19 protein-coding genes and 1 tRNA gene are annotated in these 16,188 nt (G+C 53.7%); 17 read left to right on the top strand and 3 right to left on the bottom strand.

Going from position 1 to position 16,188, the window contains the following annotated elements; translation table 11 throughout:
• Nucleotides 1–219 precede the first annotated feature (219 nt).
• Nucleotides 220–306 (bottom strand) — tRNA-Leu (locus Q0Z94_RS08345).
• Nucleotides 307–758: 452 nt separating this feature from the next.
• Here Q0Z94_RS08345 and Q0Z94_RS08340 point away from each other — a divergent pair.
• The 3 genes from Q0Z94_RS08340 (at nucleotide 759) to mltG (ending at nucleotide 3,002) form a co-directional block, all read left to right on the top strand.
• Nucleotides 759–1,274, top strand: a complete 516-nt coding sequence (locus Q0Z94_RS08340; protein WP_298068670.1) for a phosphatidylglycerophosphatase A — start codon at nucleotides 759–761, stop codon at nucleotides 1,272–1,274.
• A gap of 163 nt (nucleotides 1,275–1,437) precedes the next feature.
• Nucleotides 1,438–1,866, top strand: coding sequence for a Holliday junction resolvase RuvX (gene ruvX / locus Q0Z94_RS08335; protein ID WP_298068668.1), 429 nt, complete (start codon nucleotides 1,438–1,440; stop codon nucleotides 1,864–1,866).
• Complete coding sequence (gene mltG / locus Q0Z94_RS08330; RefSeq protein WP_298068666.1) at nucleotides 1,863–3,002, top strand: endolytic transglycosylase MltG; 1,140 nt, start codon at nucleotides 1,863–1,865, stop codon at nucleotides 3,000–3,002. Before ruvX ends, mltG begins: the two co-directional genes overlap by 4 nt.
• Nucleotides 3,003–3,107: 105 nt before the next feature.
• Here mltG and Q0Z94_RS08325 read toward each other — a convergent pair whose 3' ends face one another.
• Entirely contained in the window at nucleotides 3,108–4,217 is a 1,110-nt protein-coding gene (locus Q0Z94_RS08325; protein ID WP_298068664.1) for a YIP1 family protein, read from the bottom strand.
• A 332-nt stretch (nucleotides 4,218–4,549) separates the two neighbouring features.
• On the opposite strand from Q0Z94_RS08325, the gene Q0Z94_RS08320 reads away from it, so the two are divergent.
• Genes Q0Z94_RS08320 through moaA form a run of 3 tightly spaced genes read left to right on the top strand, consistent with a single transcriptional unit; the run spans nucleotide 4,550 to nucleotide 7,124 of the window.
• A complete protein-coding gene (locus Q0Z94_RS08320) occupies nucleotides 4,550–5,026 on the top strand; it encodes an MOSC domain-containing protein (RefSeq protein WP_298068662.1) in 477 nt (158 codons plus the stop codon).
• Nucleotides 5,023–6,048 (top strand): bifunctional molybdenum cofactor biosynthesis protein MoaC/MoaB, encoded by a 1,026-nt coding sequence (gene moaCB / locus Q0Z94_RS08315; RefSeq protein ID WP_298068661.1) that lies wholly within the window; start codon nucleotides 5,023–5,025, stop codon nucleotides 6,046–6,048. The genes Q0Z94_RS08320 and moaCB overlap by 4 nt, the downstream gene beginning before the upstream one ends.
• Before the next feature lie 11 nt (nucleotides 6,049–6,059).
• Nucleotides 6,060–7,124 (top strand): GTP 3',8-cyclase MoaA, encoded by a 1,065-nt coding sequence (gene moaA / locus Q0Z94_RS08310; protein WP_298068658.1) that lies wholly within the window; start codon nucleotides 6,060–6,062, stop codon nucleotides 7,122–7,124.
• Nucleotides 7,125–7,130: 6 nt separating this feature from the next.
• On the opposite strand, the gene Q0Z94_RS08305 is transcribed toward moaA, so the two are convergent.
• Nucleotides 7,131–7,547 (bottom strand): DUF4186 domain-containing protein, encoded by a 417-nt coding sequence (locus Q0Z94_RS08305; protein ID WP_298068656.1) that lies wholly within the window; start codon nucleotides 7,545–7,547, stop codon nucleotides 7,131–7,133.
• A 213-nt stretch (nucleotides 7,548–7,760) separates the two neighbouring features.
• On the opposite strand from Q0Z94_RS08305, the gene Q0Z94_RS08300 reads away from it, so the two are divergent.
• The 11 genes from Q0Z94_RS08300 to Q0Z94_RS08250 form a co-directional block, all read left to right on the top strand.
• Nucleotides 7,761–8,354: an FAD-binding oxidoreductase gene (locus Q0Z94_RS08300; protein WP_298068654.1), complete on the top strand. Its 594-nt coding sequence runs from the start codon at nucleotides 7,761–7,763 to the stop codon at nucleotides 8,352–8,354.
• A 103-nt stretch (nucleotides 8,355–8,457) separates the two neighbouring features.
• On the top strand, nucleotides 8,458–8,925 hold the full coding sequence (locus Q0Z94_RS08295; RefSeq protein WP_298068653.1) for a hypothetical protein: 468 nt from the start codon (nucleotides 8,458–8,460) through the stop codon (nucleotides 8,923–8,925).
• A gap of 1 nt (nucleotide 8,926) precedes the next feature.
• Nucleotides 8,927–9,943: a glycosyltransferase gene (locus tag Q0Z94_RS08290; protein WP_298068651.1), complete on the top strand. Its 1,017-nt coding sequence runs from the start codon at nucleotides 8,927–8,929 to the stop codon at nucleotides 9,941–9,943.
• Between the two features lie 7 nt (nucleotides 9,944–9,950).
• A complete protein-coding gene (locus Q0Z94_RS08285) occupies nucleotides 9,951–10,724 on the top strand; it encodes a hypothetical protein (RefSeq protein ID WP_298068649.1) in 774 nt (257 codons plus the stop codon).
• Nucleotides 10,721–11,533 carry a sugar phosphate isomerase/epimerase family protein gene (locus tag Q0Z94_RS08280; protein WP_298068647.1) on the top strand — a complete coding sequence of 271 codons (813 nt, stop codon included), beginning with the start codon at nucleotides 10,721–10,723 and terminating at the stop codon, nucleotides 11,531–11,533. The genes Q0Z94_RS08285 and Q0Z94_RS08280 overlap by 4 nt, the downstream gene beginning before the upstream one ends.
• 1 nt (nucleotide 11,534) lies before the next feature.
• Entirely contained in the window at nucleotides 11,535–12,335 is an 801-nt protein-coding gene (locus tag Q0Z94_RS08275; RefSeq protein ID WP_298068645.1) for a glycosyltransferase family 2 protein, read from the top strand.
• A 9-nt stretch (nucleotides 12,336–12,344) separates the two neighbouring features.
• Nucleotides 12,345–12,704 (top strand): hypothetical protein, encoded by a 360-nt coding sequence (locus Q0Z94_RS08270; RefSeq protein WP_298068643.1) that lies wholly within the window; start codon nucleotides 12,345–12,347, stop codon nucleotides 12,702–12,704.
• Nucleotides 12,705–12,724: 20 nt separating this feature from the next.
• The gene (locus Q0Z94_RS08265) at nucleotides 12,725–14,245 is read left to right on the top strand and encodes a hypothetical protein (RefSeq protein ID WP_298068641.1); all 1,521 of its coding nucleotides are present in this window, start codon (nucleotides 12,725–12,727) and stop codon (nucleotides 14,243–14,245) included.
• 250 nt (nucleotides 14,246–14,495) lie between these two features.
• A complete protein-coding gene (locus Q0Z94_RS08260; RefSeq protein ID WP_298068639.1) occupies nucleotides 14,496–14,915 on the top strand; it encodes a MarR family transcriptional regulator in 420 nt (139 codons plus the stop codon).
• A gap of 93 nt (nucleotides 14,916–15,008) precedes the next feature.
• The gene (locus Q0Z94_RS08255) at nucleotides 15,009–15,386 is read left to right on the top strand and encodes a cupin domain-containing protein (protein ID WP_298068637.1); all 378 of its coding nucleotides are present in this window, start codon (nucleotides 15,009–15,011) and stop codon (nucleotides 15,384–15,386) included.
• A 492-nt stretch (nucleotides 15,387–15,878) separates the two neighbouring features.
• On the top strand, nucleotides 15,879–16,188 hold a 310-nt coding region (locus Q0Z94_RS08250; RefSeq protein ID WP_298068635.1), incomplete at its 3' end, for a hypothetical protein.

The raw sequence follows: 16,188 nt of genomic DNA, 5'->3' as shown, positions 1-16,188 counted from the left end.
ATATATCCCGTTGGATAAGCTGATGGAACAGGAAAAGCAGGAAACGGCATGACCGAAATCATGCCGTCCCTGCAAAAACTTGATAAACCTTTCTTATGACCCCCGCCGGAATGCCGGGACTTTTTTCAAACGCACCGTGAACATTCTCTTCGCAGGGGAGGCTGGAAGACGTTCTTTTGACATTCCTATTTGTTTGCCAACAGTCAATAATTCCGTCCTTGGTACCCGGTGCGGGGCTCGAACCCGCAAGCCCTCGCGGGCGAGGGATTTTAAGTCCCTTGCGTCTACCAGTTTCGCCACCCGGGCACGTCCCTTTTCCTTATCAGTAGCTGCGGCGATTGACAAGAAAAACATGCGCCTCGGCAAGGTCAGCCCGGAGTTCGGGAGGCGTTTCCCGCCGCTATGCAGGAACGGTTTCCGCGGGCGTTTGCAACGCGGTTTTCACCGCTGCGGGCAGAGGTTCTCGTTATTTTTTCCTTCTTTCCGGTTTGAGCCTCTTTGTCCTTCCGTCCGCCCCCTCCTGCTCTGAAAGACGGGATGCACAGGGGGGAACATGGGCGGTGCGGCTTCCCATGTGCAGGCATTGCTTGATTCTGTCTTGCCCATGCCCCGTTGTTTTTTGAGGGAAGGGCGGCCGGCTCAACATCTGCTTCGGATTTCTTCTCTGCTGGCAGTTCGCCCATAAGACGCGGCAGGCCGTGCCTCTTGCCAAGCCGGGCTGTAGCCTCTATGCTGGGAGAAACAACAGGGGAGGCCGCATGGCGCTTTTGGATACTCTGACGCTGCACATCGCCCGTCTCGGCCCCGTGGGGCTTGCGCCCAAGGCTCCGGGCACGGCGGGTTCGTTCATCGCCATGCTCGCGTCTCCGTTCCTCTTCCTGCCGCTTTCCCTCGGCGGGCGGCTGGCGCTGCTGGCGCTGATCTTCGCTGCGGGCGGGCTTGCCGCGGGCCGTGCGGAAGTGCTGCTTGGCCGCGAAGATCCGGGCTGCGTCATCATCGATGAGCTTGTGGGACAGTGGATCGCCATGCTCTGCCTGCACGGTTTTTCCGCGGCTTCCGGCTGGCGCGATGCGCTGTTCCTGCTGCTTCCCTTCCTGCTCTTCCGCCTCTTCGACATCTGGAAGCCCTGGCCCGTCCATGCGTCCGAACACTGGCTCCCCGGCGGCTGGGGCATCATGATCGACGACGTTTTCGCCGGGCTGTGGGCGTTGCTCTGCGTCTGGATTCTCCGCGGGCTGCTCCTGTGGATCTGGCCCGGGGCCATCACGCTTTAGCACCATGTTTCAATCCGCAGCCGGCAGCTTGGGGGCGTGCGGAGTACCCCTCCCCCCCCTCAAAAAAGAAGGGAGAGTTTACGAAAAAGGATTTCATCGGCTTCGCCGTTTTGGCAATCATTCTTTTCCCCTGAAAGGGGGGCAAACCTTAAAAGGACGTTTGGTGAAATATCTTGCCATCGACTACGGACTGAAGCGCGTGGGCATCGCCGTGTCCGACGACGGCGGCCAGTTCGCCTTTCCCCGCCGCACACTCAGGCGCGAGACCAAGGCGGCCTTTTTCGCCGAACTTCTGGCACTGCTGGAAGAGGAGCGCGCCGAAGCCATTGTCGTGGGGCTGCCCCTGCTCCCGGACGGCAAGGAGTGCCTCACCACGAAGCAGGTCCGCCATTTCATCGAATCCCTGAAGCGCCGCACGGATCTCCCCCTTTACTGGGTGGACGAGGTCTTCAGCAGCGCCGTGGCCGAAGAGGAGCTTTTCGGCTTCGGCCTGAACTACGGCAAGGTGCATAAGGTGCTGGATCAGCAGGCCGCCGTCCTTATTCTTGAAAGTTTTCTCGGCCTGCCCGAAGACAGGAGGCAGCGCGCATGAGCCGGCAAGACGACCCTTCCGCGCCCCAGAGTGCCGCGCCGGAAAAGGCAGCCTCCCCCAGAGCCGCCTTTCCCAGGCGTCACCCCGTGCTGTGCCTGCTGGCGGTGCTGGTCCTGTGCCTGCTCGGGTCCGGGCTTTGGGCGTATCATGAGACGGACATCTTTCTGCACACGCCGCCTTCCAGCCCGGGCAGCAGTGTCATCATCGACATCAAACCCGGAATGACACTGGCTCAGACTGCGGCCATGCTGGAAGAGAAGGGCGTGGTCGTTGACGCACGGCGCTTCCAGCTTCTGGCGCGCTGGAAGGAGAAGGGGCGGCACATTCAGGCCGGGCGCTTCCTGGTCAACACGGGCTGGCTGCCGGAAAAGGTTCTGGACGTGCTGGTCTCCGGCCAGGGAATGCTTCTGAAAGTGACCATCCGCGAGGGGCTGCCGTGGTGGAGCGTGGCGGAAGAGCTGGAAGCGCAGGGCCTGTGCCGCGCCGCGGACTTCACCTCCGTCATCCACGACCCGGAATTTCTGCGGCACTGGGGCATACCCTTTGCCTCGGCGGAAGGTTTCCTCTTTCCGGATACCTACCTCATGCCCTCCCCGGAGGAGCAGACCCGCGCAGCCGCACGCAGCGCGGCAAACCGCATGGTGGAGAACTTCTGGAAGCAGGCCGCAAGCGTCTGGCCGGACAGCCGCCCCGCGGCGGAAGAGCTGAAAAAAGCCGTGATCCTGGCCTCCATCGTGGAAAAGGAAACCGCCGTGCCGGAAGAACGCCCGCGCGTCGCCGGCGTCTATGCGAACCGCCTTGCCCGGGATATGCTGCTCCAGGCCGACCCCACGGTGATCTACGGACTGGGCCGCAGTTTTTCCGGGCCGCTCCTGCGCAAACATCTCGACGACGCGAACAACCGCTACAACACCTATCAGAACACCGGCCTTCCGCCCGGTCCCATCTGCTCCTTCGGCATCACCGCGCTTCAGGCCGCCGTCCACCCAGAAGAGCACGACTTCCTTTACTTCGTGGCCACGGGACGCGACAAGCGCCATACCTTTTCAAAGACGCTTGGCGAACACAACAAAGCCGTGCAGCAGTACCGGGCCGCGCAGAGAGAGACCAGACGCCAGACGCGCGGGGAGCGCTGAACTCCGCCGCTCCCGCCCGCCGCTTGTCATCATGTGAAAAAGGATGAACGCCCGCCGCAGACAAAAAAGGACGGCTGACGCCGTCCTGAACGCCCGCCGCCGGACTTAGGCCCCGGCGTTCATGAGCGCCGGAATCTGGGACACGAAGGCCAGCATCAGAATGTACAGGGGCAGAAGCGCGAGCAGGGTACGCCCCCACGAGAGCCGCAGGGCGAACTTGCAGCCGATGAAGGTAGCCGCCACGAACCAGAGGGCAGCGATGGTGCTGCCGAACATGGGCACAATGCACAGCACCAGCGGGGCGGAACTGTAGCAGATCACGCGCAGGGTTGTGGAAAAGTCCGACCTGTCCGGCTGCACCATGCGGATCATCAGGTGATAAAGCCCGGCGAGAATCACGGCCTGAAAGATGGAAAAGAACGGCGTGACCAGCAGCATGAGCGGCAGGTTCATGCTCTTCATGAGGTTTTCGGCCATGGCCAGCGTCTGCGGATCCGATGTGGTGCGGGTGAGTTCGTTCAGCATTTTCAGCGACCAGAGCCTGGAAGCCAGCATCTGGAACAGGCTGAGGAACACATAGAAGAGGATGGGGCGTATGGGCGAAAGCTCACAGCGCACGTTGCGGAAAAAGTCCGGAGCATGGAAGAGCACCCCCAGGAGCGTACGGGAGAAGCTCCCCCAGAATCCGTAATATTCCGGGCTTTCCCACGGCGCACCCTGTGGGCGGCCTTCGGCGGAACTCTTCCCCGGCTGCCCGTTATCCTGCTCCTGGCGCGCATCGTATTCGCGCACATGCTCGCGCATACGCTGCCAGCGCTCCCAGAGCGAACGGGGCTTTTCCTCTTCTTTTTTCGCGCTGGCTCCGCCCTCCGGCTTTTCCGCGGGCGGTTCATCCACAGTGGGGAAGATGGGAATGGTGGCCCCGGGAGGGAGCGGATCGTCTCCGGCCTGTTCCGTGGGCAGGTGAGGAACGGCAGACACCTTCTTTTCAGGCTGTTCGGCCGTTTCGTTTTTTTCGGCCGGCTGAGGCGTTGCGGGCTGTTCGGAAGGCTTCGCGGGAGACGGCGTCCCGGGAAGCGGCGTCTCGGCTTCGGGAAGGGCGAAATGGAACACGGCACTGCAGCGGGGGCAGGTCACCTTGTATTTTTTGCCTGGGCGTATGGCCGCTTCGGAAACTTCGCGTTCGAAGCCGCAGGACGGACATTGAATAGTCATGACGATTTCTCCATGTTTCAATCCGCAGCCAGCAGATCGGGGCCGTGCGGAGGTCCCTCCCTGAAAGGAGAGCTTACGGAAAAGGATTTCACCGGCTTCGCTGTTTTGTCAATTCCTCTTTTTCCCATGAAGGGGAGAGAGGCAAACCTCAAGGGAACTTTTGATAAAAATGCTCCTCTTCAGTGTACCGTGCATTACCCCGCAGGGCAAGCGCCGAATCCTGAGAAAAAACGGCGGGGCGTGTCCGCGCCCCCGCACAAGTATTAACTGGACAGGCTTGTCTTTTTCTGTTCCTCTTCACGGTAGAGGCACACCAGCACAGGAGAGGACGTATGCGCATAGCTGCCGTTTCCACCAGCGCCCGCAAGGGAGAAAAGAAGACCAACCGTCCTGAGATTACGCTCATCGCAAACCACGGTGCAGAGGGCGACGCCCACGCCGATGGCTCACACCGTCAGCTCAGCCTGCTGGCTCTGGAAGACATCGAACACATGCGCAGCCTCGGGGCGGACGTCCACCCGGGAGACTTCGCCGAAAATCTCACCACCGAGGGCGTCGAGCTGCACACCTGCCCTGTGGGAACGCGCTTCGGCGTGGGCGAGAGCGTGGAACTTGTCCTCACGCAGATTGGCAAGGAATGTCATGCGGGCTGCGCCATCCGCCAGCAGACGGGGGACTGCATCATGCCCAGCCGCGGCGTGTTCTGCCGTATCCTCAAGGGCGGCGTGGTCAGGCCGGGCGACAGCTTCCGCATCCTTTCCCGTCCGGCGCCCCTCGCCGCCAGTTCTCAGACGGAGGGACAGTCATGAACTTTTCGCATCTCGATGAGGAAGGCGGCGTCCGCATGGTGGATGTCGGCGGCAAGGCGGCAACGCAGCGCACGGCCATTGCCCGGGCCATCGTTGAACTCAGCGAAAGCACCATGACACTGCTCAAAGCCCGCGCCCTGCCGAAGGGCGATGTCTTTGCCGTGGCCCAGGCCGCCGGCATCATGGCCGCCAAGCGTACCTGGGAGCTCATCCCCTTATGCCATCCTCTGGCGCTCACCCATGTGGACGTGCGCCTGAAGGCAGAGGGCTGCCGCATCGTTGTCGAAGCCCTGACCCGGACGACCGGGCGCACCGGCGTGGAGATGGAGTCCATCGTTGCCGCACAGACGGCCGCGGCTGTGATCTACGACATGACCAAGGCCGTACAGCGGGACGTGGTCATCCGCGACGTGCGCCTCATCCTGAAGTCCGGCGGCAAGAGCGGGCTGTTTCAGACGGACACGCCGCTGCTTTTCGATATGCCGGAAGCCGCCTTGCCCTGCCCGCGTCCCGAGCCGCAAGCCTGGACGGGAGAAGGGCTGGCCGCGGCCTGCATCACTCTTTCGGACAAGGGCTATGCCGGAGAGCGCAGCGACGAGAGCGGCCCGGCGCTGCTGGCCCTGCTCGAAGCGCTCCATCCGGCGAAGACGCAGAGCTTTCTTCTGCCCGACGAACCCCGTGCCCTTGCCCGGCTGGTCAGAGAACTGGCCGCGTCCGGCTGGCGGCTCATCCTCACCACCGGCGGCACGGGGCTTTCTCCGCGCGATCGCACGCCGGAAGCGCTTCTCCCCCTGCTGGAGCGCCGTCTGCCCGGTTTTGAACAGGTCATGTTTGCCGGAGGATTGAACCATACCCCGCACGCCGTCCTTTCGCGCTGTCTGGCGGGAACCGTCGGGCAGGCGCTGGTCATCGCGCTTCCGGGCAGCCGCCGCGGCGCGGTGGAAAATCTTTCCGCGCTTCTGCCCGTCCTGCCCCACGCGCTGGAAAAACTCGCGGGAGACATGCGCGACTGCGGCCGCTGAAGGGAGAGGCTATGAGGGAACAGGCCGCATTGAGTTCCTTCGGCGCCGCCAGGCCTGCGGTTCTGGAAGACGCCCACGGGCGGACAATCCGCTATCTGCGCGTGTCGGTGACGGATCGCTGCAATCTGCGCTGCCGTTACTGCCGTGACGGCAAGACGCCCTTCATCCCGCATGAAAACATTCTGCGCTTCGAGGAAATAGAAGAACTCATCGCCGTCGCGGTGGGCTTCGGCGTTCACAAGGTGCGTTTCACCGGCGGCGAGCCGTTCGCCCGCAAGGGCTTTCTGGACTTCCTCGGACGTGTGCACAGGCGCTTCCCGGAACTGGGGCTGAAGCTCACCACCAACGGCACACTCATGGGAGACGCGCTGGAGGAACTCAAATCCCTGGGCGCGGCGGTCAACCTTTCGCTGGACAGCCTGAACCGCCGGCGCTTTGCCGCCATCACCGGCCGCGACCTCCTGCCCGCCGTCCTCGGCAATATGCGCCGTATGCTGGACTTGGGCATTCCCCTGAAAATCAACGCCGTGGCCATGAAGGGCGTCAACGACGGCGAAGTCTTCGACCTTGCGAGCCTTGCCCTGGACTGGCCCGTGGACGTGCGCTTCATCGAATTCATGCCCATGGGTGCGGGCAGCGTCTGGTCAAACAGCCTTTTCTGGCCCGCTGCGGACATCCTCGCCGCCGTGCGCAGCCGCTGGGAACTGGAGCCGTGCGGCCTGCGGCAGGGAACAGTCCCGGGCGTGTGCGCCGAAGAACTCGGCCCTGCCCGGCTCTGGAAGCTGAAAGAGCGCTCAGGCCGCCTTTCGGCCGGGAGCTTCGGACTGGTCACATCCGTGACGCGGAGCTTCTGCCGGTCCTGCAACCGCCTGCGCCTCACCGCCTGCGGCCATCTGCGCACCTGCCTTTTTGACGACAGGGAATACGCCCTCCGCGAAGCCCTCCGCCGTCTTGGGCCGGAAGCCGCCGCCCGCATCATGGCCGCCGCCGTAAAGCGCAAACCCGTGGGCGCGGAGCTGCTGGCCAGGCGTCACGGTCCCGTGGCACAAAAGCCCATGTCCGCCATCGGCGGATAAACCGTGTCAGGGCTTCGGTTCTTTGTCCCGCGTTTGCCCGGCCTCTTCTGTGGCCTGGGGCGGGGAGTCCTTCTCCATTTCATGGCTGATCCAGCGCATGAGCAGCTCCACAATGCAGCGCTGCTGAAATTCCGTGAGCGCCACCCCCTTGGGCACGCGATACCACTTGCGCAGGCAGTCCCGGCAGCAGCAGGCGCAGGCGTGCTGGGCCAGAAAGACCGGATGGCCGCGCATGGGCGTCTGCCTGCCGTCGTTGGGAATCTCCGCCGGAGCGAGCCGCTGCCGGACAAAGGCAAGGGCATGTTCGGCAAGGGTTTCCAGTCCTTTTTCCCTGACATAGGCGCGGTCTTTTTCCGTCAGATGGAAGCGGGAACGGAATTTCGACGTCTTGAGCCTGTTCAGCATCCTTTCGTAATCAAGCACAGCTCCTCCCTTGCGGCGTTCCGCATCTGAAAAAGAGCATAGCGTAAAAAGAAGAAAAATGAGATCATGATTAATTTCAACCAGTATAGACCGTTTCACTTCTGAGGCAAACCCTCGTCCAAGGGTTGAGCTTTCGTTTTAAATATGATAATGACCATAGATGCCTGAAATTGAGGTATACACAAATACGTTCTCCCCAAAGGACATCTCTTAATGAAAATAGCCATGGTCGGCGGCGGTTGGTTCGGATTGTACCTGAGTGATTACCTTTCGCGAAAAGGCTGTGAGGTATTCCTTTTTGAAAGTTCCGATGCGCTTATGTCCCGTGCTTCATACCATAATCAGGCAAGAGTGCATAACGGATACCACTATCCAAGAAGCGTACTCACGGCTTTACGCTCCCGTGTCTCCTTTCCTCGTTTTGTCGAGGAATTTCCTGACTGTATCTGTGATGATTTTTCAAAATATTACCTCATAGGGAAACATCTTGGAAAAGTAACAGCTGGTCAATTTTATACTTTTTGTAAAAGAATAGGTGCATATATTGAAGATGCCTCTTCAAATATATACAAACTTGTAAATCGAAATTATATAGAGGCATGCTTTTCTACGAAAGAATTCGCTTTTGACGCGCTGAAGCTGAAAAATAAAATCTGTGAGAGATTGGAACATTCTTCTGTTAAAATATTTTTAAATTCTACTGTTGTAAATGTAGAGCCATCTAAAAAATACTGTTCAGGACTCTGTGTTACTGTTCAGGATTCTCTCTCTCTCTCTCTCTCTCTCTCTCTCAGAAAAGAAAAATAATGTCGAGTACTTTGAAGTAGATCATGTTTTCAATTGTACCTATTCCAGGCTCAATTATTTACCATTCCATTCTTCTTTAAAGATTATCCCTCTGAAACATGAAATGACGGAAATGTGTCTGGTCGATGTTCCAGACATCATTCGGCCGCTCGGTCTTACCGTCATGTGTGGCCCTTTTTTCTCGGTCATGCCGTTTCCGTCTGTGGAACACATTGGACATTATGTTCACTCGTTCAGTCATGTTCGTTATACGCCGCACTATGAATGGTATGATACGGACAAAAGCAGCTATCAGGATGCTTATGCCCGCTATGACCATGATAAAAGACATAGTGCTTGGGAGGCAATGAGAAAAGATGCTTCCCGTTACATTCCCTGTCTTTCGGAATGCAGATACCTCAAGTCATTGTGGGAAGTGAAGACGGTACTTCCTCGAAGTGAAACTGACGACTCTCGTCCTATTCTCTGTCGTTTTCATTATGGTCTGAAGGGATTTCATTGTATCATGGGCGGTAAAATAGATAATGTCTATGACGCTGTTTCCGCAATTAACAATGAACTGGGGATATAGCATGTCAAATCTTGACATAAGTCAGACGTTTGTTTCTGTTGTAACAGCCCTGAATGACGCTTCAAATCTGAAAAAACGACTGCATACCATTGTTGAAATAGAAGCTTTTCTGCATGAACGCTATTCAGACTATGAAATAGTTGTGGTCGTACAAAATAGAGTTCAGACCGCGGCAGAAGCTCTTGCCGCCTTGCTCAGACAAACTCCCTGCATCCGCTATATTCAGCTTGCAGGCAATGTCACGCAGGATGTTCTGTGGTCTGCGGGGCTTGAGAACGCTATTGGGGATTTCCTTGTCCTTTATGATCTGGATATGGATCCTGTTCCGCTCATCTCGGAAGCTGTGGAACTTTGCAAATCAGGACATGACGTCGTTATTGGTACCTGCTGCCAAAAGTTGTCCCCTTTCTATGCCCTCTTCAGAGGTATGGCCAGCCTGTTTTTGAAATTGGCGGACTATCACCTTCCCAAACATGCAACGACCTTTCGATGTCTAAGCAGAAGAGCGGCCAATGCGGTTATGGCGACAGGGCATTTTCATCAACAGTTCTTTATGCGTATCCAGAAGACCGGGTATGCCTTTAAAGTGCTTGCTTACAAGCCTGCGGTGGAACGTATGAAGACGTTCAGAGACGGAAGCAGTTCACTGATAAATCTCTTGGTATTCAATTCACTCGTCCCATTGCGTTTGATGACAGGCGCAAGCGTTGCCGGCTCACTTCTAGCCTTTCTTTTTGCTCTTTATTCCTTGGGAATCAAGCTGTTTAAACATGACGTTGTTGAAGGCTGGACATCCACAACCTTGCTTATTTCTCTGCTGTTTATGATCCAGTTTGTCATTCTTGCGTTCATCAGCGAATATCTGGTGCGGCTTCTGGAAGAACAGGACGGTAAGGCAAGCTATTCGATAGTGTTTGAAAAAAACAGTCTCATTATGATCAACCAGGACAGAATCAACGTCTATGAGGAAAGTACCTCTGACGACGCCAACCTTGTTCAGACCGGCCGAAACAAGTGAGGCTTCCATGCGCAGTGCTTTGATTGGCTATACGGGCTTTGTCGGAACCACTTTGCGTTCTCAAACTGATTTCACGGAAATGTTCCGTTCCACGGATATCCAGAATATTCAGGGCAGAGAGTACGATTTTGTCATCAGCGCGGGTGCTCCGGCCAGAAAGTGGTATGCAAACGCTCATCCAGAGGAAGATCTCGATGCCATAAAACGGCTCATCGGGTATCTGGACACAATGACCGCTAGGACATTCGTCCTTATCAGCACTGTGGATGTGTTCAAATCCCCGGTGGGTGTGGATGAACGCTCTCCCATTACCAAGACGGGCCTTCATCCTTACGGATACCATCGACTGCTTTTGGAACAATTTGTCGCGAAGAAATTTCCAAAAAGTCTGATCGTTCGTCTGCCAGGTCTTGTAGGAGCCGGACTGAAAAAAAATATCCTCTTCGACTTTCTCAATGACAACAACGTCCATCTGATTGAATCACGGAACGTCTTCCAATTTTACCCCATGCGTCAGCTTTGGAAAGACATCCATGTTGCTCTGGACAACGAGCTTCGTCTTATCCACCTTACTGCCGCACCGGTGGACGTCAGAACCGTGGCGCAGGAATGCTTCAGGCGGGATTTCGCCAACGAGCTGGATCGTCCGCTCGTCAAGTACGACATGAAGACCGTCTACGCCTCTCTCTGGGGCAGAACGGAGTATCAATATTCCAGGGAAGAATCGCTGCGGGCCATCTTGGATTACGCGGCGACAGAACCACGGAGTCTGTGTTCATGAAGCTCTCTATCTCTAATATTGCCTGGAGCAGCGATTTAGACACCTCTGCGGCCTCGCTTCTTCATGAACGTGGAGTCCGTTTCATCGACATCGCCCCCGGACGGTACTTTGCCGAACCCACAAAAGCTACGGATGCCGAAATAGGCCATGTGGCCTTTTGGTGGAAAACTCGGGGATTCGCCTTTGCTGGTATGCAATCTCTGCTGTTTGGTACGCGGGGACTTAATGTTTTCGGGACGAAGGAGCAGAGGGGAAAAATGCTGGAGCATCTCAAGGCCATCTGCCATATCGGCGCAATACTCGATGCCCGTAAGCTGGTGTTTGGCTCTCCCAGGAATCGGGATAGAACTGGACTTTCAGATGCCGAGGCCGAAGCGCTGGCACAGGACTTCTTTTTGCAGCTTGGCGATATTGCCGCAGGGGAGGGCGTGACGATCTGCGTGGAACCCAACCCCATCATTTACGGAGCCAACTTTCTGACGACAACGCAGGAGGCATTTAATTTTGTTTCCTCTCTGAATCATCCCGCAGTCAAAATCCAGCTCGACACCGGAACCATGCTTGAGAACGGGGAATCTGCCTGTGTGATTACGAAGGCAGCGTCACAGATTGGCCATATCCACATCAGCGAGCCGCATCTGTCCCCTGTGGGAGGTCATCGGGAACGACACGCCGAATTTTGCTCCGCCATTAAAGAGATAGGCTATACTGCGCCGGTTACGCTGGAAATGTTTGTCCGTCCTCCGCTGCAACTGCTTGAAACTCTTTCCAAATCCATACTGTTCGCTCAGGACATCTACGGAGGATAATATGGCAGAGTATTCTGCTGTTCATCCAGGAGTACCTTCGTATGACGTGCTGTTTTCTCATGCGAGGACCACAAAAAACTGTCTGGTGATCCCTGTCATCAACGAAGGTTCAAGGCTGATCTCCCTGCTCGGCAAAATCCAAAAGAATACGGAAAAGGCAAAACTTGATATTCTTATCGTAGACGGAGGCTCAACGGATGGTTCTCTGGAGCAGACAGCTATGCAAACATTCGGCGTCTCTGCATTGCTCCTCAAAACCGGCCCGGGACGGCTGAGCGCACAGCTGCGCTGCGCCTATGACTACGCACTTAGAGCAGGCTATGAAGGGATATTGACCATTGACGGCAACGATAAGGACGACCCGGCGGCCATCCCGCTTATGCTGAAGGAACTTGATAGCGGCGTGGATTTTGTCCAGGCTTCCCGGTACATCGCGGGAGGCAAAGCCGTTAATACGCCGGCACTGCGTGATTTTGCTATACGCTATATCCACGCACCCATCCTGCGCGTGGCTTCAGGTTTTCCGTGGACTGACACAACGCAGGGATTTCGCGCCTATTCGAGACGTGCGCTTGTCGATCCGCGTGTCAGCATCTTCCGCAACGTATTCAACAGTTACGAACTCTTGGCCTACCTGTCGTACAGACTTCCCCGGCTGGGCTATCTCTGCAGGGAAGTTCCTTCAACGCGTACCTATCCCAAAGGAACCGTTCCCACAAAAATAAGCTCAGTTAGGGGAAATCTTGAAGTCCTGACCATACTCGTCAAGGCTGTTCTCGGTGTCTATAATCCAAAAGTCTAGGTAGGCGTCATGCTCAAGTGGATAATATTGTTTGCGGGGATCGCCGCCAATGCTTCGGCAAGTGTTCTTATTAAAGTCGCCATGACGCCGCCCCGTCGTTTCCCGTCTTTGCTGCATCCTCTGGAGATATGGCAGAACTGGCCGCTCTGGCTGGGGCTGGGGCTTTATGGGGCAGCCTTTCTGCTCTATGCCGCAGCGCTGGCCCGTCTGCCTCTGCATGTGGCGCATCCCATACTTACGGCAGGGGCTATAGCTGCCGTTGCGCTGGTATCATTCTTTTTCTTTCATGAAAAATTCTATGGGATGACATTTTTTGGCATCATTTTTATTATTCTTGGTGTCTTGATGATAACCATAAACATCGAATAGCAACGATACGGAGTCTTATCATGAAAGTATTTAAATCAAAAGTATTCCTTATGTTTATTCTTTTTGCGCTTCTTTTTGTAAATTACAATTATGGAATTTTTGTAGATAGTCGAGGTCATTTCAAAAGTTTTCAAATTGATAGCGAAAGACTTGTACTCAGTTCAATACTTAGAGAGAAAAACAATATAAAAAGTAAATATGGGTTATGTCATTTTTATACAAGTGATTATAATAATTATACATATAAAACACTATTAACTAATAGTGAATATTATAAAAATATAAATAGACATAAAAATATGTTCATCGTTTCAAAGAACAACTATACAGAAAATATATATAAAGAAAACAATGTTGTTGGGTTTATGAATGGAGACTTGTTCAATATTATAAAAGTTAATACATACAAAGATCATTTTATAGAGATTGTTTTGGATAATGAAAAAAAACTTTCTGTAGAAAAGCATTCTCCTGTGTCAAAGATAAAAGTTTATGATTCTCATGGTAATCTTCTGCCTTTTTATAGTGTAGCACCATATCTTTCACAGTTTGGACTTCAGGGATTTTTGTTTTCATCAATTTTAAAAAACATTTCTGAAAAAGAAGCTATTCAAATAATGCATGTGGTATGTTCATTTTTTACTTCATTAGTACTGTTATTAATTTCAATTTTTATTTATAAAAAATATAATTTTCTCATGAGTGCCTCTTTTTATAGCGTATTTTTACTATCTCCATGGATAGTGGCATTTGCGAGAAACGCATATTGGGTCGAGTTTACATGGTTTATGCCTGTTTTACTTGGGCTAATGTGCTCAATATATAAAACTAAAACTGCTAATATTCTATGTATTTTTTCTATATTTTTATTTATTTTTATAAAGTGTCTTTGTGGATATGAGTATATTTCAACCATTATGATGACTACTGTTTCTTTTTTGTTTTTTGATTTATGTAGTGCCATGGTCAAAAAGGATAAATCCGGACTAATTAGAAATATAAAACTACTCTCATGCGTTTCAATTGCTTGTCTTGCAGGTTTTATTGTTGCAATATGTATTCATGCCTATTTGCGAGGTGATGGAAATATTATGGTTGGACTTGGTAACATTTATAAACAAGATGCTTTGAGACGTTTATCTGGTGACCCTTTGAATTTTCCTTCGCTCGCGCAATCTTTATCAGCAAGCGTTGGAACAGTTCTCACTCGATATTTTAAATTTTCTACAAGTGTTCTTTTTGGATTATCAAGAAGTACATTTTTTATATTAATATCTTTGCCTATCGCTATTTTTATATATAAAGTTAAGCATAAAGAAGGCATATTTTTTGATATAGTTATGTATTTATTCTTTTTTATGTCATCAATTTCCTGGTTTGTAATTGCAAAAGCTCACTCATATGTACACACGCATATGAATTATGTGTTGTGGTATTTTGGATTTATTCAAATATGTATATATATAATTGCTAAAGATAGATATATTATTTATAAATTTTTATATTATATAAAGTCAAAAATAATTGGTTATTTAAGTTGAATTGAATAAAAATTATTCAAAATATTAATTTTGAAATCTTAAGAGTAAAAGGCGGATATACAACAGCTTTCCATGGTCTTATAGCATTTTAATACTCTAGAGATGGCTGTCATCTGATGCAGGCCGTCTTTAAGTGGCCTGCCAACACATAATCTCAATATGAAGTTTTTTCAGTTTTCAGCAAAAATCATCCATTTTTTCTTAATTTTTGCTCTTGACATTATTTCGATATCGAACTAAATGTCTTTCTATGAACAACACGAGAATTTTCAGTTACGCAAGCCGCCTGCGCGAGGCGGGCAACGCCTTCCTGCTCGCGGAACTGGCAAAGGCCGGTCTTCGGGACTTTGCTCCCAGCCACGGGGACATTCTGCATCATCTGCTTGCCGGGACCGAACTCAACATGAGCGAACTTGCCCTGCGCACCCGCCGCACAAAATCGACGGTGACGGCCCTTGTGACCAAACTGGAGCGCGGCGGCTATGTGGAGCGCATCCCGGATCCCAGGGATTCCCGCGGCGTCCGGGTGCGCCTCACGGACAAGGGGCGGGCGCTCGAACCGGCCTTCCAGGCCATCTCCGCAGGGCTTCAGGAGCTTATCACGTCAAGGCTCTCCGAAGACGAGGCAGAACGCCTGGAAGAGCTTCTGGCCAGATGCGTCCAGGACTGAACCCCATTTTACGGCAGCCCGGCGGCTTGCCCCAGCGCAGCATGTTTTGGACTGTTTGAAGACAGGCAACCTCAACCGCAAAGGAGTATTCCCATGCCCCAGTACAAACTCACTTCTGTCGATTTCACCAGCGGCCGCACCGAGCTGCACGACGCACTCAATCTCAGCGGCGCGGAAATCTCCATCAACCTCATGCCTGCGGGCGTTTCCGTGCCCTTTGTCCATGCGCACAAGCAGAATGAAGAAGTCTACATTGTGCTGGAAGGCAAGGGCACACTCTATATTGACGGCGAAGAACTGCCCTTGAAGGCGGGTGACTGCTTCCGCATCGACCCCAGGGGCGAACGCTGCATCACTGCGGCCGCAGACAGCCCCATCCGCTTCATCTGCGTCCAGACCAAGCAGGGAAGTCTCGAAGGCTTCACCATGAACGACGGTGTTGTCTCCGCAAGCAAGGCAAGCTGGCTCTGAACTTCTCACGGAAAGCGCGTATTCGGGCGGTCTCTCCATGCCGGAGGCCGCTTTTTTTGGTTAACTCAAGGGGGGCGAATCGTGCCCGCCCCGCCTCGGAAACATCGCGCCGCAGGCGTGAATTTTTCGGTGCGTATTCTTGGTTTCAACGCGTATAAGGGGCTTGACGTTTTCGCCAGAAGTCAGATATAAAACGAAGCAAAGGGATGGACAGGTATCGTCCCTCAGAGATCCTGCCAAGTCATGAGGATTCTCGCATCGGCAAATTCTTTGCCCGTATGTGTGTTAACCTCTTGACGTGGCAGGACTTTTTTATGGTATCCGCAGTTGTTGCCTCCCCGGCAGTTCTCCCATCTCTGAGTTACTTCCCTGCGCGTTTGAGCGCGTGTCCGTATAAACCCCGTCTCGGTATGTGACCGAACGGGGCCTTTCGCGTTTTAATCCGGCATTTATCCCACATCGCTCTTTCCACTCTTTTCCTTGGAGTACACCATGTCCGACATCCGCCTTCTCCGTCCCGCAGCTGGAACCAATCAGTCTGTAACCTGCGAACCGGAAGCCAACTTTATCTTCGAATTTCCCACGGACGCCGCCACCTTGTCCCGCAGCGGCGACGATCTGGTCATGACCTTTGAGGACGGCGCCACGCTGTCCCTGACGGACTTCTACAAGACCTATTCCAGTGAGAATATGCCCAGCTTCGACGTGGGCGGCGCGCAGGTGGACGGTGCGGACTTCTTCACGGCCATGAACGAGCCTGACCTCATGCCTGCCGCAGGCCCCGGCGGGAACACGGCCCCCG

The organism is uncultured Mailhella sp., from assembly GCF_947631555.1.
Classification (GTDB): Bacteria; Desulfobacterota; Desulfovibrionia; order Desulfovibrionales; family Desulfovibrionaceae; genus Mailhella.
Note: the sequence above shows the minus strand (reverse complement) of the source record. Positions and strands in the feature narration are given on the sequence as shown.